The organism is Gramella sp. MAR_2010_147 (assembly GCF_900105135.1).
In the GTDB taxonomy this organism is placed as follows: Bacteria; Bacteroidota; Bacteroidia; order Flavobacteriales; family Flavobacteriaceae; genus Christiangramia.
In genome coordinates this window covers 2,439,629-2,464,893 of the sequence record NZ_LT629741.1, presented here as the reverse complement: position 1 = coordinate 2,464,893, position 25,265 = coordinate 2,439,629, and the positions used below count along the sequence as shown (strand labels likewise).

The 25,265-nt window shown below is 37.8% G+C and carries 17 protein-coding genes; 3 read left to right on the top strand and 14 right to left on the bottom strand.

Annotated features, from left to right (window positions below; all coding sequences use genetic code 11):
- The first annotated feature begins 5 nt into the window (after positions 1 to 5).
- Entirely contained in the window at positions 6 to 803 is a 798-nt protein-coding gene (locus BLT95_RS11170) for a hypothetical protein (RefSeq protein WP_089666257.1), read from the top strand.
- Here the strand turns inward: BLT95_RS11170 and BLT95_RS11165 are convergent.
- From BLT95_RS11165 to BLT95_RS11155, 3 genes are read right to left on the bottom strand one after another with little or no spacing between them, the layout of a single operon-like run.
- Positions 800 to 2,155, bottom strand: coding sequence for an NAD(P)/FAD-dependent oxidoreductase (locus tag BLT95_RS11165; protein WP_089666255.1), 1,356 nt, complete (start codon positions 2,153 to 2,155; stop codon positions 800 to 802). The genes BLT95_RS11170 and BLT95_RS11165 overlap by 4 nt on opposite strands.
- Before the next feature lie 7 nt (positions 2,156 to 2,162).
- Positions 2,163 to 2,945, bottom strand: a complete 783-nt coding sequence (locus tag BLT95_RS11160; protein WP_089666253.1) for an SDR family oxidoreductase — start codon at positions 2,943 to 2,945, stop codon at positions 2,163 to 2,165.
- A 2-nt stretch (positions 2,946 to 2,947) separates the two neighbouring features.
- Positions 2,948 to 3,349 carry a DoxX family protein gene (locus BLT95_RS11155; RefSeq protein ID WP_089666251.1) on the bottom strand — a complete coding sequence of 134 codons (402 nt, stop codon included), beginning with the start codon at positions 3,347 to 3,349 and terminating at the stop codon, positions 2,948 to 2,950.
- Positions 3,350 to 3,485: 136 nt separating this feature from the next.
- Between BLT95_RS11155 and mfd the strand changes: the two genes are divergently transcribed.
- Positions 3,486 to 6,923: a transcription-repair coupling factor gene (gene mfd, locus BLT95_RS11150; RefSeq protein WP_089666249.1), complete on the top strand. Its 3,438-nt coding sequence runs from the start codon at positions 3,486 to 3,488 to the stop codon at positions 6,921 to 6,923.
- A gap of 94 nt (positions 6,924 to 7,017) precedes the next feature.
- Here mfd and BLT95_RS11145 read toward each other — a convergent pair whose 3' ends face one another.
- Together BLT95_RS11145 and BLT95_RS11140 are read right to left on the bottom strand one after the other, a co-directional pair.
- On the bottom strand, positions 7,018 to 8,397 hold the full coding sequence (locus BLT95_RS11145) for a DUF5689 domain-containing protein (protein WP_089666247.1): 1,380 nt from the start codon (positions 8,395 to 8,397) through the stop codon (positions 7,018 to 7,020).
- Between the two features lie 10 nt (positions 8,398 to 8,407).
- Entirely contained in the window at positions 8,408 to 11,224 is a 2,817-nt protein-coding gene (locus BLT95_RS11140; protein WP_089666245.1) for a TonB-dependent receptor, read from the bottom strand.
- Between the two features lie 113 nt (positions 11,225 to 11,337).
- Here BLT95_RS11140 and BLT95_RS11135 point away from each other — a divergent pair, with 113 nt between their 5' ends.
- Positions 11,338 to 12,396 carry an endonuclease gene (locus BLT95_RS11135; RefSeq protein ID WP_089666243.1) on the top strand — a complete coding sequence of 353 codons (1,059 nt, stop codon included), beginning with the start codon at positions 11,338 to 11,340 and terminating at the stop codon, positions 12,394 to 12,396.
- Between the two features lie 48 nt (positions 12,397 to 12,444).
- Here the strand turns inward: BLT95_RS11135 and BLT95_RS11130 are convergent, their stop codons facing one another.
- The 9 genes from BLT95_RS11130 to hppD all read right to left on the bottom strand — a co-directional run bounded on the left by BLT95_RS11130 (position 12,445) and on the right by hppD (position 25,169).
- Complete coding sequence (locus tag BLT95_RS11130) at positions 12,445 to 12,879, bottom strand: hypothetical protein (RefSeq protein ID WP_089666241.1); 435 nt, start codon at positions 12,877 to 12,879, stop codon at positions 12,445 to 12,447.
- A 46-nt stretch (positions 12,880 to 12,925) separates the two neighbouring features.
- Positions 12,926 to 14,563, bottom strand: coding sequence for an Ig-like domain-containing protein (locus BLT95_RS11125; protein ID WP_089666239.1), 1,638 nt, complete (start codon positions 14,561 to 14,563; stop codon positions 12,926 to 12,928).
- A gap of 96 nt (positions 14,564 to 14,659) precedes the next feature.
- Positions 14,660 to 16,378 (bottom strand): hypothetical protein, encoded by a 1,719-nt coding sequence (locus BLT95_RS11120; RefSeq protein WP_089666237.1) that lies wholly within the window; start codon positions 16,376 to 16,378, stop codon positions 14,660 to 14,662.
- Positions 16,379 to 16,388: 10 nt separating this feature from the next.
- Positions 16,389 to 18,923 carry a TonB-dependent receptor gene (locus tag BLT95_RS11115; protein ID WP_089666235.1) on the bottom strand — a complete coding sequence of 845 codons (2,535 nt, stop codon included), beginning with the start codon at positions 18,921 to 18,923 and terminating at the stop codon, positions 16,389 to 16,391.
- A gap of 188 nt (positions 18,924 to 19,111) precedes the next feature.
- Entirely contained in the window at positions 19,112 to 20,743 is a 1,632-nt protein-coding gene (gene pgi, locus BLT95_RS11110; protein WP_089666233.1) for a glucose-6-phosphate isomerase, read from the bottom strand.
- Positions 20,744 to 21,976 carry a peptidoglycan DD-metalloendopeptidase family protein gene (locus BLT95_RS11105; protein ID WP_172822589.1) on the bottom strand — a complete coding sequence of 411 codons (1,233 nt, stop codon included), beginning with the start codon at positions 21,974 to 21,976 and terminating at the stop codon, positions 20,744 to 20,746. It abuts the gene before it with no gap.
- A gap of 11 nt (positions 21,977 to 21,987) precedes the next feature.
- Positions 21,988 to 22,947 carry a tryptophan 2,3-dioxygenase family protein gene (locus BLT95_RS11100; protein ID WP_089666231.1) on the bottom strand — a complete coding sequence of 320 codons (960 nt, stop codon included), beginning with the start codon at positions 22,945 to 22,947 and terminating at the stop codon, positions 21,988 to 21,990.
- A 4-nt stretch (positions 22,948 to 22,951) separates the two neighbouring features.
- Positions 22,952 to 23,728: a DUF3108 domain-containing protein gene (locus BLT95_RS11095; protein ID WP_089666903.1), complete on the bottom strand. Its 777-nt coding sequence runs from the start codon at positions 23,726 to 23,728 to the stop codon at positions 22,952 to 22,954.
- A gap of 298 nt (positions 23,729 to 24,026) precedes the next feature.
- Positions 24,027 to 25,169: a 4-hydroxyphenylpyruvate dioxygenase gene (hppD, locus tag BLT95_RS11090; protein ID WP_089666229.1), complete on the bottom strand. Its 1,143-nt coding sequence runs from the start codon at positions 25,167 to 25,169 to the stop codon at positions 24,027 to 24,029.
- Between the last annotated feature and the right edge of the window lie 96 nt (positions 25,170 to 25,265).

Below are 25,265 nucleotides of genomic sequence, written 5' to 3'. Positions count from 1 at the left end.
CCCCAATGATAAAAAAACTAGCAGTTTTAAATTTTGTTTCTGTAATTCTCAATATTGCAATCAATTTTTATGCACAAACAGGCAGGTTCAACAACACCACCATAGGTGAGATGAGCGACAAATATTCAAATCTTTTTACTCCGGCAGATTATGCTTTTTCTATTTGGGGTCTTATTTTTCTAAGTCTTCTGGTCTCCTCAATTTTTATGATTCATCAGGCTTTCACCGGTGGGAAGCATACCAGATTTATTAAGAATACTTCTATCTGGTTTATTGTAGCAAATATTGGCACCGGTCTCTGGGTAATTACCTGGCTTTACGAATTTACCGGAATGTCGGTAGTTTTGATGTTCTTTGTATTAGCTAAGCTTTTAAAGCTGATCATTAATAACGATATGGAAATATGGGATGCTCCATTTAAAGTTATAGCGTTTTACTGGTGGCCTGTTTGTTTATATTCCGGCTGGATCGCTGTAGCCAGCATTGCTAATATGGCAGCGTGGCTGACTGAGATTGGTTGGGACGGCGCACTTTTTTCTGAAGTTGAATGGACGGTAATTATGATAGGCGTAGCCGTCATTATAAATCTACTCATGATTTACATTAGAAATATGAGAGAATTTGCCGCAGTTGGAGTCTGGGCCTTAATAGCAATCTATATAAGACATCAGGGCACCGAAGAATTTATTGCAGGAACAGCACTAGCAGGATCAATTCTTTTATTTCTGAATATTGCCTACCATGGTTTCAAGAACAGAAAGCAAACGCCTTTTTACAGAATGATGCACCGTGAAAGCAGTTAAACCATTGCCTTAAGATCGCTACCCCAACTAGGATAAGAAAAGATCATTCCTTTTAAGGTTTCACAGGTTAATTTACCGCACATTGCCATTACAACCATGTTGATCATTTCACCGGCATCCGGCCCCACAAGATGAGCTCCCAGGACTAAACCGCTTTCTTTATCTACCAGTGTTTTATAAGCGTAATATTCTTCATTGATTCGTTTTGCATTGAACCACTCCGGGATTAGCTTTTGTTCCAACCTGAAATCATAACCTTGTTCCTTTGCCTGTTTTTCATTCAATCCCACAGATGCCAGATTAGGCAAGGTAAATACCACAGAAGGTTGTGGAGGATAGTCGACAGTTTTTTCACGATCTTTGTCCAGAATATTTCCCGCTACAAGCCGGGCTTCCTGAGAAGACAATGGTGTTAAAGGTAAACCTTCACTGGCAGAAACATCCCCGCAGGCATAGACGCTCTTATTGGAAGGACTTTGCAAGTGTTTATTTACGGTAATTCCTTTTTTGGAAAATTCCACATTCCCTTTTTCAAGATCAAGATCATCAATAGATGGAACTCTTCCTGCAGTATTTACCACCAGTTTCGCCTTCAATTCGATCTTCTTTCCTTTTTGGTTTGCAGTTACTCTATAGTTCGTCTGAAGTTTCTCTATTCCGGTTACTTCCGAATCAAAAATGAATTTAATTCCAATTTCTTCAGAAGCCTTTTGAAGATGTTTTACCATATCTTCATCAAAATTATTGAGCGATCTGGATTCCCCCTCAATTATAGTAACCTCCACTCCACATCTTGCTGCAATATGGGCAAATTCCATCCCAATATAACCGGCTCCAATAAATATCATGCTTTCAGGCAATTCTTCCAGCTCCAGGAAGTCATCACTTGTTATAGGAAGATCCCTTCCCGGAATTGGTAATTCCAGGGGTTTGTTCCCTGTTGCGATCACTATCTTCTTTGCTTTAACGGTTTTACCCTCCACTGAAAGTGTATTTTCATCTAAAAATTTTGGAGATTGATGATACATCTTGATCCCAAGTGCTTCCATATCTTTTTCTGTTGCTGCCGGAACGGCAACTGTAAAAGTTTTTTTGAACTGCATCAAATCTTTCCAGCTAAATTCAGGTAATTTGGTGATTCCGTAACCTTTCATTTTATCAGCCCTATCCAGAATTTCCGTTAATCCAACTAGAACCTTTTTGGGGTCACAGCCACGATTAGCACAAGTACCTCCATATTCACGATTATCGGCTATTGCTACTCGCAAGCCTTCTTCAACACATTCTTTAGCAACACTTTTCCCTGCTGTTCCTGTCCCTATTACAAAGACATCAAATTCTTCAATTCCCATAATTTCTTTAGATTGTTTTTACTACTCCCCCATCTACACGCAAGGATGCTCCGTTTGTGGCAGATGATAAGGGACTGGCTACATAGGCTATCATATTCGCTACTTCCTGAGGATCTGTAAAACGTTGAATTAACGATGTAGGCCTCGCTTTCTCAAAGAATTCCTCTTCTGCTTTTTCCCTTTCCTTACTATTTTCGGCCTCTACCATTTTTTGAACCCCATCTGAAAATGTAGGTCCCGGAAGCACACTGTTTACAGTAACATTTGTGCCCTTGGTCATTTCAGCAAGTCCTCTGGAAATGGCCAGTTGGGCTGTTTTGGTCATTCCGTAGTGAATCATTTCCACCGGAATATTCAAAGCACTTTCACTTGAAATAAAGATGATTCGTCCCCAATCCTGTTTTAACATCTTCGGTAAAAATGCACGGGATAGTCTTACCCCACTCATAACATTAACTTCGTAGAATTCCAGCCATTCCTCATCTGCAATTTCACCAAAATCCTTCGGTCCAAAAATGCCGACATTATTTATTAATATATCCAGATCGCCAAGTTCCTTTATAAGCTTATTGATCTCTTCCTTATTTGAAAAATCACAGGCAAAACCGGAGATCTTAGCATCTGAAATCTCATTCTTTAATTTTTCCAGTGCTTTATCAACCGAATCTTGTGATCGCCCATTAATAATCACCTCTGCTCCTTCTTTCGCCAGGACCTTTGCAGTTGCAAATCCAATTCCTTTGGTAGAACCTGATATAAAAACTCTTTTATCCTTTAATTCTAAATCCATTTCTAAACTTTTCTATTTTCTGAATAAATAGCCATGCGCTCATTCTCCTGATAAAATAACAGAAAGAAAATGTATAAAGCATATAGCATTTGTGTTCCCACTGCACCCCAGTCTTCTTTGAAAGCACTTCCGGCAATCAAAAAGATGATAAGGATGGCTGCACCCGTTAACGTTTTTTTGGTAACTAATCCTAAGATTAAAAAAAGTCCCAGAACTAATTCCACGATAGGTATGGCATAAGCAACTGGTAATACCAGAATCTCCGGAAGCATTGTATTTTCAAATCCTTTTGCTACATCATTGGCAAAAGATTCCATTTTAGGTAACCTTACCAGACCGTGAATAAAAAAGTTGATACCCAGCGTGAGCCTGGCAAGAAAATAAGCGAGCTGTTTATTGTTCATTTTCAATTTTACGGGAAGTTAGGTATTGATAAGCTGTTCTTGTGTTATGAAAGTTATAAAATGAGCAATGCTATTTAATAGTTAAAAATCAACGAACTGGTTGTAAGGCAATTTGGATGAAATTATATTTGCAGTAATGAGTACAAGTCTTATCGCCCAGAAATTTGCACAGTCCCCGCAACAGCAGGAACTGCGAAATGCTATTGCCGTTTCCCAAAAAAATCTGTCTAATATTCATCTTAAAGGCCTTGTTGGTTCTGCCCTGTCTTTTGTAGTGGCAGATGTTTTTAAGGAATCTGACCACCCTTTCCTGATGATCTTTAATGATAAAGAGGAAGCTGCCTATTATTTAAACGATCTTGAACAGTTGGTTGGTGAGAAAAATGTGCTTTTTTATCCTGGAAGTTACAGAAGACCTTACCAAATTGAGGAAACCGACAATGCCAACGTTTTGTTGCGTGCTGAAGTTTTAAACCGAATTAATTCCAGAAAGAAACCGGCACTCATAGTCACCTACCCTGATGCACTTTTTGAAAAAGTAGTTACCAGAAAGGAATTAGATAAAAGTACCTTGAAAATCGCCATTGGTGACGAACTTTCTATAGACTTTGTAAATGAGGTGCTGTTTGAATATCAATTTAAAAGAGTTGATTTTGTGACCGAGCCGGGAGAATTTTCTGTGCGTGGAGGGATCATCGATGTTTTTTCCTTTAGCCATGATGAACCTTACAGAATTGAATTTTTTGGTGATGAAATAGACAGCATCAGGACTTTTGATGTAGAAACACAACTTTCTACAGATAAAAAGAAGAAAATCTCTGTGATGCCCAATGTGGAAAACAAACATTTGGATGAAGTTAGAGAGAGTTTTCTAAAATATATTTCAGCAAAAACCATTGTTTTTATAAAAAATCTTGACCTGCTATCAGCCCAGGCAGATAAACTTTACAAAAAAGCAGAGGAAGCATTCGAAAAACTTTCCGAAGATATAAAACATAGTGAACCCAAAGAACTTTTTTGTAATGGTGAGCTTATTAAAAAACAATTACTGGAGTATACTTCAGTAGAATTAAGCAACCAATCTTTTTTACGTCATTCTGAACTTGTTTCAGAATCTGCCAATGAAAAGACCCTGAAACGAGTTCAGGCTGACGTGACCAAAATAGAATTCCACACCAAGCCGCAACCTTCCTTTAATAAGCAATTTGATTTACTAATTGAGAATTTAGTTGAAAATCAGGAGGCAGGATATACTAATTTCATTTGTTGCGTAAGTGAACAGCAGGCGAAACGATTTCACGATATTTTTGAAGATCAGGAGAAGGAAGTAAAATACCAGACACCTGTATTTTCCATGTTTCAGGGGTTCATTGATGAAGATTCAAAAACTGTTTGTTATACAGATCACCAGATTTTTGAGCGTTATCATAAATTCCATTTAAAAAATGGATACGCCAAAAAGCAGGCGATCACCCTGAAGGAATTAACCAATCTGGAAGTTGGCGACTATGTAACCCATATAGATCATGGAATTGGAAAGTTTGGCGGACTTCAGAAGATCGATGTAGAAGGTAAAAAGCAGGAAGCCATCAAACTGATCTATGGAGAAAGGGATATTTTATACCTGAGCATACACTCTCTACACAAGATCTCTAAATTCAACGGAAAAGATGGTAAACCTCCCAAGATCTATAAACTGGGAAGTAATGCCTGGAAAAATCTGAAGAAAAAAACAAAAGCACGGGTTAAGCATATTGCTTACGACCTTATAAAATTGTATGCAAAAAGAAGATTGGAAAAAGGATTTAAATTTGATCCCGACTCCTATCTTCAACACGAACTGGAAGCTTCGTTCATGTATGAAGATACACCAGATCAAAGTTCTTCTACAGCAGCTGTAAAAGCAGACATGGAAAATGAGCGTCCTATGGATCGCCTGGTTTGTGGGGATGTTGGTTTCGGAAAAACAGAAATTGCCATCAGGGCTGCTTTTAAAGCAGTAGACAACAATAAACAGGTAGCTATCCTAGTGCCTACCACCATTCTTGCTTTTCAGCATCATCAAACCTTTACGGAACGTTTAAAAGATTTTCCTGTGCGCATTGATTATTTAAATCGATTCAGAACTGCTAAAGAGCGTAAACAAACCCTTGCTGATCTGGAAGCTGGAAAGGTTGATATTATTATTGGAACCCATCAGCTAGTAAGTAAAGCGGTAAAATTTAAAGACCTTGGCCTATTGGTGGTTGACGAAGAACAAAAATTTGGTGTCGCCGTAAAAGATAAATTAAAGACGATTAAAGAGAATGTTGATACACTTACGCTAACAGCGACGCCAATTCCAAGAACCTTACAATTTAGCCTGATGGCGGCACGTGATCTTTCTACGATCACCACTCCGCCCCCTAACCGCTATCCTATAGAAAGTCACGTGATTCGATTTTCAGAAGAGACCATTCGTGATGCTATTTCTTATGAAATCCAGCGAGGGGGACAGGTCTTCTTTATCCATAACCGGGTTGAAAATATTAAAGAAGTTGCCGGGATGATCCAACGACTGGTTCCCGATGCCAAGATTGGCGTGGGACACGGCCAGATGGAAGGTAAAAAACTGGAGAAATTAATGCTGAGCTTCATCAATGGTGAATTTGACGTGCTGGTATCTACCACGATCGTAGAAAGTGGACTTGATGTTTCGGAAGCCAATACCATCTTTATAAATAATGCCAACAATTTTGGCTTGTCTGATCTTCACCAGATGCGTGGACGTGTAGGCCGTAGTAATAAAAAAGCATTTTGTTATTTTATAACTCCGCCATATTCCGCAATGACCGAAGATGCCAGAAAGCGTATTACTGCTCTCGAACAATTTTCAGAATTGGGAAGTGGATTCAATATTGCCATGAAAGACCTGGAGATTCGGGGAGCCGGAGATTTACTGGGAGGAGAACAAAGTGGATTTATCAATGATATAGGCTTTGATACCTATCAGAAAATTCTAAACGAAGCGATAGAGGAATTAAAGGAAAATGAATTCCGTGACCTGTATGCTGAAACTGAAGATGTGGAGCAAAAGGATTTTGTCAAGGATACGCAAATAGACACAGATTTCGAACTGCTATTTCCTGATGATTACATCAATAATATTACTGAAAGACTGAATCTATATACCAAATTGAATGAACTAAAAACTGAGGAAGAACTTCAAAAATTTGAAGCTGATCTGGTGGATAGATTTGGTGAATTACCCACACAGGCCGTGGATTTATTAAACTCAGTAAGAATTAAATGGATCGCTGCGAAAATTGGTCTGGAACGGGTGATCATGAAAAAGAACAAAATGGTAGGTTATTTTATTTCTGATCAAAAATCAAGATTCTATCAAACCAACAATTTCACCCGGGTTCTCCAGTATGTCCAAACCCATCGGCAGAACTGCACCATGAAGGAGAAGGAAACCCGCGGCGGTTTAAAGCTTTTACTAACTTTTGACAGGATCACCTCTGTTGAAAAAGCGCTGAAAGTTTTACAACCACTGGATTTTAGAGAGAAGAAGGAAGAGGTTGTCACCTGATCTTTTCTTTACGAAATTACCGGGAAAAGAACCTCCAAAATTTACAATCCATAATTAAGGAGGTATGTGAATTAAAAAGAATATTTAGTTCTATTTATTCCCCGGTTACTCTAATATTATCCAGATCATAAGTAGTAGTCTTGTCAAAAGTTGAGCCCAGATATCTAAAACCTACCCATACTTTATCTTCAAGACAAGAGATATTAATTTTAGAATTTTTAAAGATGCTGGAGTTTGAACTGGAAGGCCCCAAAGGAATGTTTGCATCTAATTCTATCCATTCTGTGGTTCGTGGATCTCCGGTAAAATCCTGAGTGATATAAACCTCCAATATCAGCCCTTTGTCATAAGATGAAAGAATATCAAAACTCAAAATCTCATCCATTGAATTATTTAAATCAATTTCAGGAGTAACCAGCCAGGCTTCTAACGGGCTTTCATTCGTATTGTACGCTGAAATTCTGAGTATTCTATTGCCTGCAGATAAAGTTGGTGTAAACTTCTTTTCTCCGCCGCTTACATTTATATTAGTCCAGCCTCTTGAATTTAAAGTGGTATTGGAAGTAACTCCGTCAAAATTCTCTTCGAATAAAATTTTTGAAGCTTCCTCCTGATTACCGCCGCAATCCAGATATTCAGTATCACAACGTTCGTCATTCATTTGTAAAGCATCTGGGGTATTTACAACAATTACATAATGTTCATCATAAAAATTACGGGTAAGAATCCCCTCAACACTTCCTGAACCTCCCGGAATAAGGAGCGATTTAAAATTAGAAAACGTACTCGTACTCATCAAAACGGTTTCGCCGGTTTCACAGTTTTCTAATTGTCGCTCTCCGTCGTATTGATCTGCAGGATTTGATGCAAAGGAAAATAACTGATTTTCTTTTACTAAATTTCTATCAAACTGAACGTCCTGAATCCTAACATATAGATTCTTTAATTCGGGATTAAAGTCTGAAATTTCTATAGGTAAAGCTTCAATCTCTTTGGTAATTTCAGACCTGATAATATGATCGTCTATCAAAGAATTTGGAATGGCCACAACGTCTCCTAAATTCTGAATTCCAAGCTGCAAAACTCCATTATTATACCATAGACTCAACCCATCTAATTTCACATAAATCTTCCTTCCCAGATTGTAAGTATCAAAAAGCGAATTATTATCCAACAATAAATGTATTCCAGAAGTTGGATTTGAAGCCTTATCCTGAACAATTAATTCCTTATAAAAGTTCCCTCCCGCATCACTGGAAATCACATAGGCTTCAAACCAGGTATCGGTTTCCCGAAATGTATAAATAGCTTCTGTTTCAAAATTGAAATTCCCTTTTACAGCCGCAATACTTGTAATATTTCCTTCAATCTCTATTTCCGAAATTTCAAGATCAGGCAATTCAAAATCGTCCGTCTTCACACAACCCAACATTGTAAAAATTGCCAGTACACCCAAAATTTTAATATTCTTCATTTTCTATCGATTAAAACCTTAAATAAACATTAGCAAAGAAGGTAGTTCCCTGCCCATACCAGTATTTGTTTGAGAAAAGAGGTAAATCACGATCAAGGTCTTCCTTCAAACTTCTGAAATTTGAATTTCTGGCCTGCTCGTAACCACCACTTTTGTAAAAAGTGTCGAAAATATTGTTCAGACTTATAAAAGTCCCGAGGTATTTATCTTTAATACGCCAGGACTTACCCCCTACCATATTTGTCAAAAAATAATCCTCAAACTCTTCTTGTCTTAAGAGCTCTGATGCTATTTCAGGATTATAGTCCAGTAAAGGAAGCCCGTCATAATCCTGTTGAAAATTCACGGTTCTGGTAAGCGGGTTTATATCTACAAATCCGTTTGCGAAATAATTGAGCGTGACCCCAAACCACCAGAAATCCGGATCTCGATATTCAAACCCGATCTGTGCTGCGGTTTGTGGGCCGCCGGATAAATGATAATTTTTGAGGTTAGCTCTGCCATAATCCAGATTCCCTTGAAAAGAGGCAGAATTTAAAGATAGTTTTGGATTATTGGAATAGATATATTCTCCCAGAGCCAAAGCAGATTTCAGTTTTATCGTAGAAGTAATCTGGGATTCTGCTCCTACTTCCAGACCATAATATTTTTTATCCATCTCACTAAGTACCTCCTGAACAAATGCCGTTGTATTTTCTCTTTCCAGTCCTGAGAGCCCGTCAGCATAATAATAGGAGACTTCTGTCACATCTTTTATTTCAGAAATATATCCGGTAAGCCGAAAATTGAGAAATGAAGCTCTGTATCTATAGGAAATATCTCCAGTAAGAATTTTTTCGCTAGTGATATCATTAACTAAAAAATTATTCTGTCTTGGATTTATAAAGGCATTTCTAAAACCGGGAGCTTTCGTAAAATAGCCGGTATTCATTTCAAGATTCTGCCGACCTGAAAGTTTATAGACCGCACCAGATTTTATTCCGAAATTAAAAAAGTCGGCAATCTCACTTGAACCAAGCGAATTCTCGGGAAAAATTCCATTCTGATATTTTCCAGTTCTCTGATAATTTACCTTTTCTAAATTCCCTGCCAGATAAAGTTCTATGTGCCTGGACGTCCATTGCAACTGACTAAAAAACTCGGTTTCTACCGCACCAATTTCATAATCGTATTTATACCTGTCTCCTTCCCCAACCAATCTATTTTGATTTAATAGATCGCTTTGAGCCGCTAATCCTGAAACTACTCCTATTTCATCCTGTACAAAAACATCGATATCCAGAAATTGTTCTCCTCCTAAAAGATCTTTGATCCTGGCAAAATTTTCAGATTTCAGATTTTGGTATCTTAAAGAAGCATTCAGTTTTAAATTATTCTGAAGCTCCCAACTTAGGTTTGAATTCACCGTAAACTGTCTATCCATATTTACATCTTCAGAAAGCGCATAAATAGAATTCTGGGAGTTTATTATATTTGCCTGATACAGAGATTTCCAATCTAGCTGTCCGTTAGTAATAATATCATTCCGGGATCTATAGGCAGCTTCATAATTCTGAGCATTCTCAAACCTTAGAAAATAAGAAGGTAATTTTTGATAATAAGATGGATCTGGATTTGCCCCACCTCCAACAAAACTAAGCTGTGCATTAGCCATATTTAAGCTCGTTCCTCCATAATCTATTCTGGAATTAGAAGTTTCTCCAAACTGATAGTAAATACTACTATTCAGTTTTATTTTTTCAGAAAAATCTCCAAAATGGTTCAGCATTAAAATTGGTTCTTTGACTTCCCGCAATCTGGAATTTCGAATTTCCTCATTTTGCAAACCCCAATAGGGATTATAAGTTCGGCCTTTTAAGTCAAGTACTTCTTCAGTAATCGCGGCTGAACGTCCACGTGTATTTGGAGTATAGATTCCGCTAAAATTTAGAAAATGCTTCTCTCCCAGTTTCTTTTCTACGGAAACAAAAAATGAATTTGCATCATAGACTGTCCCGTCTATATATCCTTCCTCCGCAAATCTTCTTCCCAAAGAAACTGCATAATACCAGCCATTTTTCTCTTCCCCGGATGCATAAGTAGCCATGACCCTTCCCGTATAACTTCGATTTGAGCCGGCCAACGAAATCCTCCCTCCTTTTTGATATTTGGAAGCTCGCATCATTATATTGGTAGTACCTCCTAGCCCACCAAATTGAAAATCATTCGCTGAAATTCCATTATTAAATACCTGATTGCGCTGTACATCATTCAAACCTCCCCAATTTGCCCATTGCGGTCTGCCATCAAACATTTTATTCATTTCAAGCCCGTTTATGAGCAGCTTTCCATATTCTGACCCAAGACCTCTCGGTCGGAAAAATGTCTGACTAAAATCAAAGGCAGCAGCATTGAGAAATACATCGCGAGTAGATTGTAGAATGCCCGCAATATTATCAAACTCACTTTCATCGGAAAGCAACTCTGCATCTGAAAGGCTGATGGTATTTTGATGAATCTGTTCAAAAGCGGGATCTGGTTGTAATAGAATAATTTCCATGAGTTTATCTTCAGAAGAAATACTAATAGGAATTCGTTTAAGAAGATAACCGGATTTATCAATTTTGAGAATATATTCTCCCGGAGCAATATTATTTAACTCCAGCCGGAATTCTCCGTTAGAATTTGAAACTGTTTCTGAAAAAAGACTTTCGATTGAAACTTTTACCTGTGGTAAGGGCACTTCGGTAAAGGCATCTGCAAACTTACCTTCTAAGGTGATTTGCTGGGAATTCATGGACATGCCTGCCAGCATCGCCAGAAAAACCAAAACAACCTTTATATACATTTAATTGCCCCAAAATAAATTGTAATTATTCTATCGGTTAAATATATAATAAACTTAAATTCAGTGGTTTAAAAAAAGTGATTAATTTTAAAGATTAGATAAAATAATTTTAAATGAGATATAAGGGTTTTCTTTTGTTGAGCATTTACTTACTCTGTCAAACAGCTTTTGGTCAAGAAAAAAAGGATTATGAAATTCAAACAATCGCCTTTTATAATGTAGAAAATCTATTTGATACTGAAGATGACCCTGAGACATTCGATGACGACCGGACGGCAGGCGGAAAAGATGCCTGGAGTATTGAAAAATACAAACTGAAAATTGATCATATTAGTCAGGTGCTTTCTGAAATTGGAAAAGAAGTTACAAAAACTCCCCCGGCTATTATTGGTCTTTGCGAGATTGAAAACAAATCGGTTCTGGAAGATCTGGTAGATCATCCAAATTTAAAAGATCTTCATTATGGAATTGTTCATTTTGATTCTCCAGACGAAAGAGGGATTGACGTCGCATTGCTTTATAGAAAAGAACACTTTCAGCCCATTAATAGCAAAGCCAGAAAATTGATTATTTACGAAAGTGATAACCCAGGTAAACGAGATTATACCAGAGATCAGCTAGTTGTATCAGGCCTTTTAAATAAGGAAGAAGTTCATTTTATTGTAAATCACTGGCCCTCCCGGGGCGGTGGCGAAGCCCGTAGTGCCTATAAAAGGGAGAAAGCTGCTTATTTGAATAAAATAATTATTGATTCATTGATCAAATTAAATCCAGAGGCAAAGATCATCTCCATGGGAGATTTTAATGATGATCCCACTAATAAAAGCTTTAAAAAAGTACTGAATACAAAGCCCTCGAAAAAAGGAATATTAGCTACTGAACTTTTTAATCCTATGGAGAATATGCTAAAACAGGGAAAGGGAAGTCTGGCTTATAGGGATTCCTGGAATTTGTTCGATCAAATTTTCATGACAGGAAATCTGGTTTCGGGATCTACTTCTGGTTATCAATTTTACCAGGCAGGAATATTCAACAAACCTTATCTAATTACTACTTCTGGCCAATTTAGAGGATATCCGGCAAGAACATACGGATATGCAGGGTATGAAGGTGGTTATAGTGATCATTTTCCGGTTTATATATACCTCATAAGAGCTATCACTAATCCATAAAAAAAGCCCGGAAAGAATCCAGGCCTTTTATATTATAATTCTAGAAATTTAGAACCAGGCACTCCATGGAATTCTGGTTAAAACTACTACAAATGCAAGACCATAGAAAATGGCCAGCATCTTAAATTTTGGCCTGGATGTAAGTTTCTTTTTATGCTTTGAATATCCTAAAGTAATTAGAACAATAGCCAGGATCATCATAAGCGGGTGTTCAACCAGGTACAATCTTAAAGTAGCACTCTTCATAACTTCGCTCATACCGCCATCAAACCGGGAAAGGTTTCCTGGTGTAAGGTATAATACGATCCCAATTAATAATTGTATATGAGAAACTATAAGGGTAAAAAGAGCTATTCTAAAGTTGGTGGCTGAATATTCTTTGTTGGCTGCAAAACCAATAATTCCATTGAAACTTGCAATTAAAAGCATAAATAACACCAAATAGGCCCAATAAGAGTGTATAAACTGAACGGTTTCGTACATGTAAATTTAATTTTTGGTCTTTGCTAAAATACTAAAAGCAATTGTATTATTCCCAACGATTTTCCGCAGCATCACCACCCCAGATAAGAGTAGCAAGGAAAGGATTATCGATAAATGGATTACGATTACCCTGAGCTGCTTCTATCACATCATTTCTCTGTAATTCGAATGCTGAAACCGGATCTTCACGATTCCATTTTAAAAATAATTGAAGATTTCCAACTTCATTGAAATCATCTCCGTAACTAAGATTTACATACATAACCATTCTAGCCACATCACCCTTCCATTCATCACCAGGATACCAGCTATCTCCACCTACAAGCTTATATTCTCCGCTACCATCAATAAATGGATAATTAAGTCTTTCTGAATTAATCTCTGCATCAGCCACTCTTAATAAATGAAGATCGCTTACAGATTCTTCAGTATTTAAACGAGACTGAGGATAGATATGTTCCGTATTAAAACTTTCATCACCGTCAAGATCTCCCAGCTGGAACTCATCGTCTGGTCTTAGTTCACCAGAATAAACAAGTACTACCATAGTTTCATCATCAAGTGCAGCATCCGCATCATATAAATAATCATGACGATCTGTATAAGTCAGGCGGTTCGTGTGTTGCGCGTTTGTAAAATCTGAAAGCTCTGAATACAACAGGTCTGGATCTACAGTAAAGCTGGCGTCTGAATAGTATGCCTTCAGATCATCCGGAACATTGAATTTAACCGCTTCGACGATATTTACAGTAACAGTAGCTGTAGAACAGCTAGCATCGGCATCATCATCACAAATGGTATAAGTAAAAGTATCCTCTCCCATAAAACCGGCTTGCGGGGTATAGGTTACTGTTCCATCATTATTCAAGACGATGGTCGCGTTACTTCCAGAATCATCTACAGAAGAAATTGTAGCATCATCAATTAGATCATCATTTTCCAGAAGTTTTGTGATCACTTCTTCGGAAGTACCAGCTTCAATTACAACGGTGTCATCTGAAGCGACCGGTGAACCTTCATCTTCCACGTTCATAGTGACAGTCGCAGTAGAACAGCTAGGTGTTTCATCATCGTCACATAACGTATAGGTGAACGTGTCCTGACCAGAAAAGAATGCGTTGGGTTCATAAAGTATGCTACCATCGTTCTGAATTGTTACAGTTGCGTTGCCACTCGTACTTTCCAGGGAAGTTACTGTAGCATTATCTACGACCTGGTCATTGTCTAGATGATTGTTGATGGTATAAGCTTTACCCTCCTGAGTGGTATAACTATCATCGGTGGCTACTGGTTCACCAGCATCTCCAACAATGATCGTGACTACTGCACTGGAACATCGATCTGAATCTCCAGGAACGCAAATGGTATAGGAGAAAGTATCATTTCCTGTAAAATCATCTGCAGGCTCGTAGGTATAAGTTTGATCGCGATTGTCTGTTATGCTTCCTCCAGTTTCAGTTTCTGAATCTATACTGGTAATGATCGCGTTATCCACGATGTCATCATTTTCCAGGAGCATAGATCTATTGAACGTATAAGCTTCATTTTGAACAGCAGATAATTCATCTGCCGTTGCTACAGGATTTTCTTCTTCAACTGGTGGTGTTGGAGTTGGGATAGAATCGTCTTCACCTGAGCAACCCAGCATGAGAGCTAACAAAAAGAGTCCGGTATATTTTTTCATAATTTGTGTATTGTGGCTGCAAATATCTGACATTTTAAGCCAAATAAAAACCTCTTACCGTGAAGATAAGAGGTTTATATAAATTGAGCTTTGAACTTACTCGTTAACTACCCACTCGCCACCTTGTCTAATAAGACTTAGGCTTTCAGTAGTATTTGATCCGTTATAGATATCGAACGTTAGAACGTACTTCTGTCCTTCTTCAGCATTAGGAGCAATCTCATTCAGTAAAGACTGCATTGCAAGAAGAATATTGTCATCATTCCAGTAAGCGCTAGCTCCTGGACGACGGTCGAAGTTATTGTAACGTGCAACACTTGCAAGTTGTGTTGAAAGATCTGCATTATCAGCAAGAGCATCAGAAATGATTGAATAGTCTGCAGAAGTCAACATATAGTTGATCGTGTTGTCTGGTACCCACATTCCATCTTCAAATCCAAACTGAAGTGCATCTGAAACTACAGATGGAATAGCCTTCCAGTCACCACCTTCAAATACGAAGTTAGCGTACTCAGTTACAGTAGCTTCCCCGTTGTAGAACTGGTAACCAACCGCTTTGTACTCACCTTCAGTGGCGTAAGGAAATTCTCTTCCTAAGAAAATAGCAATTTTGGAAAGTGCTTCTTCCTCATCTCCAAAGTTGCTGAAACGCTGACCGAATTCTTCAGTATAAGAGTTTTCAGGAAGCATATAAGGCGTATCCCAGTCTCCATTCGTGTAAGCAAACACCTTAGTTTCTTCAATAGTTGAAACTGAAGCATCTTCATCGATCTCAACAGCATCTCCATTAAGTAAAAGGTTTACTACGATCGTAGCAACAGACCCATTATATACTTTGTAAGTCAGTACAAATTGATCACCATCCTGAGCTGAAGGAAATTCATTAGTAATTACAAAAGCAAAAGCTTCTAAAAGCATGTCTTCGCTCCAGTAGTTATCGCTAGTTTCTCTTACATCAAAACTTCCAAACTGAGCTGCATTCCCAGCAGGTCCAGGATAAGTGGCTGCAAACTCATCACCAATGGCGTCATAATCTGCACTTGAGATCTCGTAAGCAGTACCACCGACAGAAATATAAGTGTTTCCGTCAAATTGAACAGACATACTTCTCTCTTCCACACTACCACTATATACAAGGTAAGTCACATTATATTTCTGTCCTGCTACTGTTCCAAAATTTTCAGAAATAATAGCACCTAAAGCTTCTACGATCATATCATCGCTCCAGTAATTAGAACTGGTCTCTCTTACATCAAAACTTCCAAACTGAGCTACATTTCCAGCCGGCCCAGGGTACTGAGTCTCAAACTCATCTCCAACGAAATCGTAATCATCATCATTTAATTCATAAGATTTCTCTTCCGCAAGAATATTATAAGTAAGTCTTACGTACTCACCTTCTTCGGCCTGTGGATATTTCGCATCAAGAAAGTCTACAATCTCTCCCATTCCAGTGAAATAGTCAGTAGAAAGATCGATCATTTCGTAATCTGAACTGGATACTGAGTAGTCCTGAACTCTAAGTGGATCGAAAAGATCAAATCCAACATTGATAATAGAACCCGCACCATAAGTTGGGTAAAGGTCTGAAAGTAAAGATGGTATTAAAGTTCTTGCATCTTCTACTGAACCGAAGTTTGGAAAACTCTGTCCAAGATCTTCATAATCATCTTCAGTCAGTACATAATCTCTCTCTGCGACTGCAAGCTGGCTATCCAGTTCATTGTCGATCTCATCATGAATGTCATCCATCGGCTCACAGCTAGTTAAAGCCAGACCTACGAAAGCCATTAGTACATAAAATGTCTTTTTCATCGTGTTGTGTTTAGAAGTTAAGTTTTGCCCCTACAGTGTAAGTTCTTCCGAAACCGTACCATACAAGTGCTGTACGTGCATTATTCTGAAGACCATTCTGTGCATTCGCAATGTATTCTGTATCTGTAATGTTATAAACGTTTGCGTTCAAAGTAGCGTCAAATCCAGCTACAGAGAAGTCGTAGGTAAGTCCTACATCAAGAGTTCCGAAATCTGGAAGTTTCCATGTCTCACCAGCATCAGGGTTCGTACGACTTACAGGATCAAAGTCTGACCAAAAATCTCCGAAGTAGTTATAGTTACCTCTAATTCTCATGTCTTTAAGGAATTCGTAATCTACTCCAAGACCAGCAGTAGTTTGTGGTGTACCACCTACTTTAGTATCCTCGATAAAAAGATTGATCTCATCAATAAGATTCTGCTCTTCGTCAAAGATTTGTACACCTGTTACATCACTCTCCCATCTATAGTCTCCAAAAGATGCGAAACCTGTGATAGAAAGTTCCTCGAAAGGACGGTATTCAAAATCCAGTTCAAGACCCTGGTGAACTGCATTTACGCCTAAAATGTTTGCTACACCAAGAGATCCATCAGGATTGTTGTAAGAATAGATTAAAGATCTGTCTCTCCAGTTTGTTCTGTACACGTTTACGTTTGCTCTTAACACAGAACTTCTGAAAGTATATCCAAGCTCAGTACTAAAGATCTTTTGATTTTCAGCATCCGGGTTAAGGTCGTTTACGAAGTTTAAGAATACTGCATCGAAGAACGGTGCTCTTTCAAAGTACCCAATGTTAGCGAATACACCACTAGTTCTAGTGAAGTTATAGTTCGCACCACCTTTGATCTGATAACCGAAGAAGTTTGCGTAATCTGATTCCTGATTAGGATCTGAATCAAGGTTGTTGAAGTAATCAACACGCTTGTAAGAAGTGTTCGAAGCTGCAAGGGAAACAAAGATATCAAGATCATCTTTAGAATATTCTCCCTGAAGGAATCCACCTTCCCAAAGAACGATACCGTCGTTGTAGTAGCTAATCTTATCTCCAACCTGTGCAAGGTTAACAGGATTGTTTACGTTGGAATCATCGAAGTAGTACTGTCCACCAAGAAGATCTGTAACTTCCTGAAAGTGTTCTCCTTTGTAGTATCTTAAATCGATACCTGCAAGAAGTTCAATATTATCAGTAATATCTGTAGATAAAGTTGAAAGTGCTCCAAACCAGTTGTGGTCGTTTCTTGAAGCTCTTAGAATAGTTTCAGAACCATCAGCACCTCTTGCGATGTTTTCGTCCACAATTAGATCAAGGTTTACGGGTTGTAAATAACCATCTCTGTATTTCGAATCAAGCCCAAACTTGTTAGTTCCGGCCCATCCGCCACCGCCTCCTGTTCCAAAGGAAGCATAAAGTGCAGTAGACAATTCAGTATTTTCATTTATATCCCAGTAGTGATTCAAAGACATTTGTGGTTTATGATAGAAGTTATCTTCAATATGAGTAACCTGACCGTTTAAATAACCCCAGTCTCCGTTAAATTTGATACCTCTTTCGCTTTCTCTATAAGTTTCGATAAGGTATCTATTTTGACGCTGTCCATGTCTTTGCGGAGCACCAAAAGCAGTGAAAGAAAGTTCGTGATCTTCACCAAGTTCTTTAGCTATGTTCACGAAATAATTGTAACCAATGAACTCCGTACCGTCTACATAACCATCTCCAACTGTTCTTGAAGCAGATACGGTAGCTGCAAGTCCGTTCTCAGTTCTACCAGTTGATACAGTAGCTCCAAATTTAGTATAACCATCATTACCAGTTGCCGCGTAAATATTTCCGCCTTTTTCAGCATCTGTTGTTTTAGTTACAATATTAACCGTACCAGCAATAGAAGGAACTGCAACTTTAGCCGCACCTAAACCTCTTTGAGTTTGCATAGTTCTGGTTACATCTGAAAGACCAGCCCAGTTACTCCAGTATACACGACCATTTTCCATGTCGTTTACAGGAACACCATTAATCATTACCGCAATGTTCTCACCTTCAAAACCTCTCATACGAAGCTCAGCATCACCAAAACCACCTCCGGCTTTGTTAGCATAAACTCCAGGAGTAGATTTCAGTACTTCAGGAAATTCCTGGTTACCAATCTTAGTTTCGATCTCTGCAGCACTAATTGTAGATACAGCTACCGGCGTTTTTCTGTCGATGGCAAGAGAGAAACTTGTTACAACGATCTCATCTAAAGCGTTGTCATCTGCACCCAATACGATTTGTCCAAGATCTTGAGTACCGCCTGTAATGTTGAATTTCACTTCCTTAGAAGTGTAGCCTACAAAAGTAACTTTAATTGTACCATTAGATTCGGCAACTTCCAATGTGAAGTTTCCATCAAAATCTGTCATTGTACCATTGTTAGTACCAACTACCATCACATTAGCTCCTGGAAGTGGTCCCGATGTTTGAGAATCCATTACCACACCAGTAATAGTTCCTTGAGCAAAAATCGTAGCAGACGTTAAGAACATCGCTAAGAGTAATAATTTCCTCATTTTTTTTGTGTTTGAGTTTGATTATAAAATTCGTGGCAAAAAAAGCTAATTCCTGAACATTAAACTTTATCAGAATGTTAAGATATTTAACTTTAACATTATGCCGTCGCAAATCTATATAAAAAAACAAAGTGCCTGATATCAGGCACTTTAAAACTACGAACAGGTTTTTAACAATTTGTTCTGTATTATCTTAAATAAAATTTTAATAATTTTTTAGTAGAAGAATCGTGGTTATCCACAGCATTTGTTGAGAATTCGGCAAGAATTTTGTTAGCAAGCTGCTTACCTAATTCCACACCCCATTGATCATAACTAAATATATTCCAGATTATTCCCTGTACAAAGATCTTATGCTCATATAAAGCAATAAGTTTTCCTAAACTCTCAGGGGTTAATTTATCAATCAATATAGTATTTGTAGGCTTGTTGCCTTTAAAAACCTTAAAGGCCTTTATCCTGTCTATTTCTTTCTGGCTAATGCCTTTTCCCTTTAACTCATCTTCTACCTCCTGCTCTGTTTTACCATTCAACAAGGCTTCTGTTTGAGCAAAATAATTTGCCATTAATTTATCCTGATGAGATTTATCACCAAAAAGCGAATGTTTAAATCCAATAAAATCGGTAGGAATCAATTTTGTACCCTGGTGAATTAACTGGAAAAATGCGTGTTGAGAATTAGTTCCCGGCTCTCCCCAAATTATGGTTCCGGTTTGATAATCCACCTTTTCACCATTTCTATCTACACTTTTTCCGTTGCTTTCCATGATAGCTTGCTGAAGATATGAAGGAAATTTATCTAAATATTGGGAATAAGGGATCACTGCCTCACTTTCGGCTTCAAAGAAATTATTATACCAGATGCTAATAAGAGCTAACTGAACAGGTAAATTTTCCTCGAAAGAGGTCTCCCTAAAATGATCGTCCATTTTACGGGCACCTTCCAGTAAATATTCAAAATTATCATATCCTATAGCCAGGCTTATTGAAAGACCTACAGCGCTCCATAAAGAGAAACGACCTCCAACCCAATCCCACATGGGGAAAATATTCTGAATATCAATTCCAAAATCTTCAACCTTTTGAAGATTGGTTGAAACTGCCACAAAATGTTTAGACACCTCTTTCTGCGGTACAGACTTTAAGAACCATTCTCTTGCCGTTGTCGCGTTACTAAGTGTTTCTATAGTAGTAAAGGTTTTAGACACCACTAAGAACAAGGTGGTTTCTGGATCCAGATCTTTTAATGCTTCATGAACATGATCACCATCTACATTAGAAATAAAATGAACATTCAGATGATTTTTATAGAACTTAAGACTTTCAGTAACCATTACCGGTCCAAGATCTGAACCACCAATGCCAATATTTACAATATCTGTGAAAGCTTTCCCGGTATACCCTTTTCGTGTTCCGTTAATGATCTCGTTACTAAAATCCCTGATTCTGGCTTTTACATCCTGAACTTCCGGAACTACATTTTCATCCCGTACCTTTATATCTGCATTTTTATCGGCTCTTAAGGCAGTATGTAAAACCGGACGATTTTCGGTTTTATTGATGGCATCTCCACCAAAATAACTATCAATAGCATCTTTTAAGTGGCATTCTTCAGCCATCTGAAGTAACAAGGATCGCGTATCTTCAGTAATTCTATTCTTACTATAATCTACATAGAAATCTTCCCACTGGATCGTGAATTTCTCTGCACGTTTCTCTTCATTCATGAACATATCTTTCATATGCTCATCCTTGATCTTTTTATAATGATCTTCTAATTCCTTCCAGGCTTTGGTTGTGGTTGGATTTATATTTTTCATTTAAATGTTTTTGTAGGGAATTTGTTCCAGTTCTTCCTGTAATGGTTTTATATATGCGAAATACTCATCTTTAAGCGCTTCTTCTATATGTTTGGCAGATGGGAGATTTTGACGATAAGGATCTACCTGTCTTCCATTTACCCAGAAACGATAGCACACATGAGGTCCTGTAGCAAGACCTGTGCTTCCCACGTAACCAATCACATCACCCTGTCTCACCGTTTGACCATTCCTCACGTTTCTCTTTGTCATGTGAAGGTACTGGGTGGTATATTTAGTATTATGTCTCACTTTCACATAATTTCCATTGCCCGAGGTATAACTGGAAGCGATCACCGTTCCATTGGCAGTACTTACAATTGGAGTACCGTAGGGAGCAGCATAATCTGTTCCAAGGTGAGCCTTCCATCTTTTCTGAACTGGATGAAATCTTCTTTTAGTATATCTTGAAGATATTCTTGAATAGTTGAGTGGTGCTTTTAAAAAGAAACTTTGTAATGCTTTAGCTTCTGAATCATAAAAACTTGGCTGACCAGAAATAGTATCGGTTAAATATCTAAATGCATAATATGGTTCTTCAGAATGTTTGAAAACTGCGGCATCTACCTTCTCTATTCCAGCAAAAATAGTATCATCGATATATTTCTCCTGGTAAACCATTTTAAACTGATCTCCCTTCTGAAGTTTAAAAAAGTCTATGCTCCACTGGTAGATATTAGACAGTTCATAAACAAGTAAATTGCTTAGACCCTGAGCCTGCATAGCTTCAGACAGTGAAGAGGTGATCACCCCTGAAACTTCTCTTCTTTTAATGGTAACCGGTCTTTTTTTCTTTTCAGCATAGATACTATCTCCCAGCGCAACTACCGTATAATTGATCTTATCATTTTCGTAAATAAAATACTGCGGCGTTTTTGCTGAATCTTTCGCTTTAAGGATCATATATCGCTTGCCAGCTGTAATTCGCGCAGGATTGAAAGTATCTTTTACCTTATTGGAAATCTCAAAGACCTTCCCGTGTCCAACCCCGTTCTTATCCATGATAAAACCAAAACTATCTCCAGACTCAATAGTATCTTTTACCACCTCAAAGTCATTAAGCACAAAGCCATACTCCTTTTCAACAGGAGGCAACTTTTCCTTTTTCACTTCTTTCACAGCCTGGTCTTTCTGGTCATCGTTGCAGGCAACCAGTGCCAGCATCATCACTAACAGTAAGCTTAATTTTTTCAATTTTTGTCCTTTTATTTTTCAGTATTAAAAGTATGGTTCACCCATTGTTTACCCCAGTTTTCCTGCTCTTCTTTTGTCCACAGATTTGGGAAAAATGAGATTCTTTGAAAGCTTGGCGGCAGAAATTTTTTCCAATTGGTTCCACCCGTAGCTTTTACGGTTGTTTTGTCTTTACTAAGGTAGCGATATGCAGCACCCATATGCATTAGCAACCAATTAATGTTCACATTAACATCCAGATTTCGCATCGCCTCAATAAGAGCGTCGTTATTTCTATCATCTTCATGCATCTGGAGATAACGGTGATATAAGGTTTTTTCATATACCCCATTTGCAATACGTAAAAACCGGGGGGTATATCTTTTTTCGAATTGTCTTAAGGTGAGCGTTTTCTCTCCCGTTTCCAGGTCTATACCACCTTTTTTCCAGTAGATATTCTCGTAGAGTTCTTCCGGACTATTTTCTGCTGAAAAATCCTCTCGAATTTCAGGAGAAACCAAATGTTCTAATGGAGTAGAATACAACTCTATCATCCTGAATTGTGCAGACTGAAATCCGCTGGCAGGCAATAGAGCCATTCTAAATTTTAGAAATTGTTCTCTTTCCATTCCTTTGATCATTACATCAAAAGAATCTATAAGTATTCTAAAATAACGATTTATTCTGTTAAGCTTTTCCACGAAGAAAGACGCGGTAAGCGTTGTACTATCTATGATCTGTTTTTGCTCATGGATAATGAGCTTAAAATACAATTCTGTTATTTGATGATAGGTGATAAAGATCGTTTCATCAGGGAAATGCGTATTTGTTTTTTGAAGACTTAATAATGTATCTACTTCAATATAATCCCAATAAGATAAGTAGCGGTCGTAAAGAAGACCATCTAAATAGGACCCCATATCCTGTCCCGAATTCTTAAACTTTTCTTCCAGTTTGATAATTCGTTCCGCGATTTCGGGCTTAATTTCCATATATTTAATTCAATATAATACTAAATTGATGCTTTAAACCTTTATATGCCTCAAGGTCTGCATCCAAAGACCCCACGGCAAGATCGGCTTCAATTTTTACAGGAATTTTATTCTTATCGTCACTTATCCAGAAAGTAAGGCTCTCTTTTTCCTTAAAAACCCTTCCAGCCAGCACATAAGGTCTGAACTTTAAGGTCGCTACTTTTCCAAATTTTGTTTTGATAACTTCTCTCCCCAGGAACACCAGTTTAAAATCAAGGTTTTCATCATCGATGAACATATTTACCTTCATTTCATCACCCGGTTTGAGCTCCTTACCGTTAATTTGGTTGCGAATATAATAAAATGATGATAACATATCGTGCACATTATTGGGCACAGAATAGGATTTTTTCTCCCGGTTCTTTTTATTTAAAACATGAGCCTTGTTATTGCTATGATCAAAATCTATCTCAAGGTTTTTAGTATATCCACCCTCATTGATATTCCTGATAAATTTGTAAGGTTTCCCCGTCCTTTTATCTATATAGGTTTGATAATCATCGTCTACTTTAAAAAAAAGACCTAAAAGCCCGGTGGATTTCCCACGACCTTTAATATGATAAACTGGGGTATTATTAATCGTAGCTTCATCAACCTCTAAGGTAGCGTAGCTGGCATTGAACATACCGTAATGAATTCGAAATTTAAACCATTCACCAGAACCGAACGCCTCCTGAGAAAATGATGGAGTGGTTATGGTTAGACAAAAGAGTATAGTAATTGCAAAAAGTCTTTTCATCATAATAGGTTTCCTTGGGTTCAGTATATAAGCTTAATACGCTGATTACAATTACTATTCCAAAAGTATTAAAACAAAAAACCCCATCAAATTAATGACGGGGAATTTTATCTTATTAACCAACTAAAACTTAAATTATGAAAAAAATTTAAATAATTTCTGGTAACCACTCCAGAAATGCGGTGCAAAAGTCTTCTATTTCTACCTTCCCCGCAAACCTAAAAAAAACTTTAACTTATAAATTATGTGATTATCAAAAATTAGTTTTTAACACTTAAGTTTTCGCAGTTTTTTAGTTCTAATTTAATGTACCTCTCAAATCCTGTTCCCTCTCAATTGCCTCAAAAAGAGCTTTAAAGTTCCCTTTTCCAAAAGATTGGGCTCCTTTTCGCTGAATAATCTCGAAGAACATCGTGGGCCTGTCTAAAACTGGTTTGGTAAAGATCTGAAGAAGATAACCTTCATCATCTCTATCTACCAAAACACCCAGTTCTTTAAGTGGCTCCAAATCTTCATCTATTTCACCAACGCGATCCAGAAGATCATCATAATATGTTTCAGGTACATATAAAAATTCAACTCCTCTATCTCTAAGTTGAGTTACAGTTTCGATGATATTATCTGTAGCTAAAGCAATATGCTGTACTCCGGCTCCATTATAGAAATCTATATACTCTTCTATCTGGGATTTCTTCTTCCCTTCAGCCGGTTCGTTGATTGGAAATTTAATCCGGCCATTCCCATTACTCATTACCTTACTCATAAGAGCGGTATAATCTGTAGAGATATCTTTATCGTCAAAAGAAACCAATTGCGCGAATCCCATAACCTTACCGTAGAATTCCACCCATTTGTTCATTTCATTCCAACCAACATTCCCCACCATATGATCAATAAATTTCAGGCCGGTATCAGGAGATTTCGCTTTCGTAGCATACGCTCTGTAACCTGGTAAAAACGGACCTTCATAAGCTCCTCTTTCGATAAAAAGGTGAATGGTTTCCCCATAGGTATGAATTCCAGAGATCACAGCTTTTCCATTATCATCTTCCACTTCATAAGGCTCTACGTAAGATTTAGCACCTCTTTTAGTGGTTTCTTCATAACTTTTCCTGGCATCATCTACCCATAAAGCAACGAATTTAACCCCGTCACCATGTTTATTTATGTGCTCATTAACGTCTCCCCCCTGTTCCAGTGGTGAGGTTAGAACGATCCTTATCTTTCCCTGTTGCATTACATAAGAAACTGTATCTTTTTTCCCGGTTTCCAAACCTGCATAAGCAACTGGCTGAAATCCCCAGGCATGCTGATAGTAATATGCAGCCTGTTTCGCATTTCCCACGTAAAGTTCTACGAAATCGGTTCCCAGGATTGGAAGAAAGTCTTCGGCGTGCTGAACCACTTTTTCTAAATGTAATGATGTATTATCTGTTGACATGTTATTTTGTTTTTAGGATGATTGTTATTGTAAAAAATTGAAGGTTAATTTCAAAATATTACCACATCGCTCTATCCTGTGCTGATAAATCTTCTT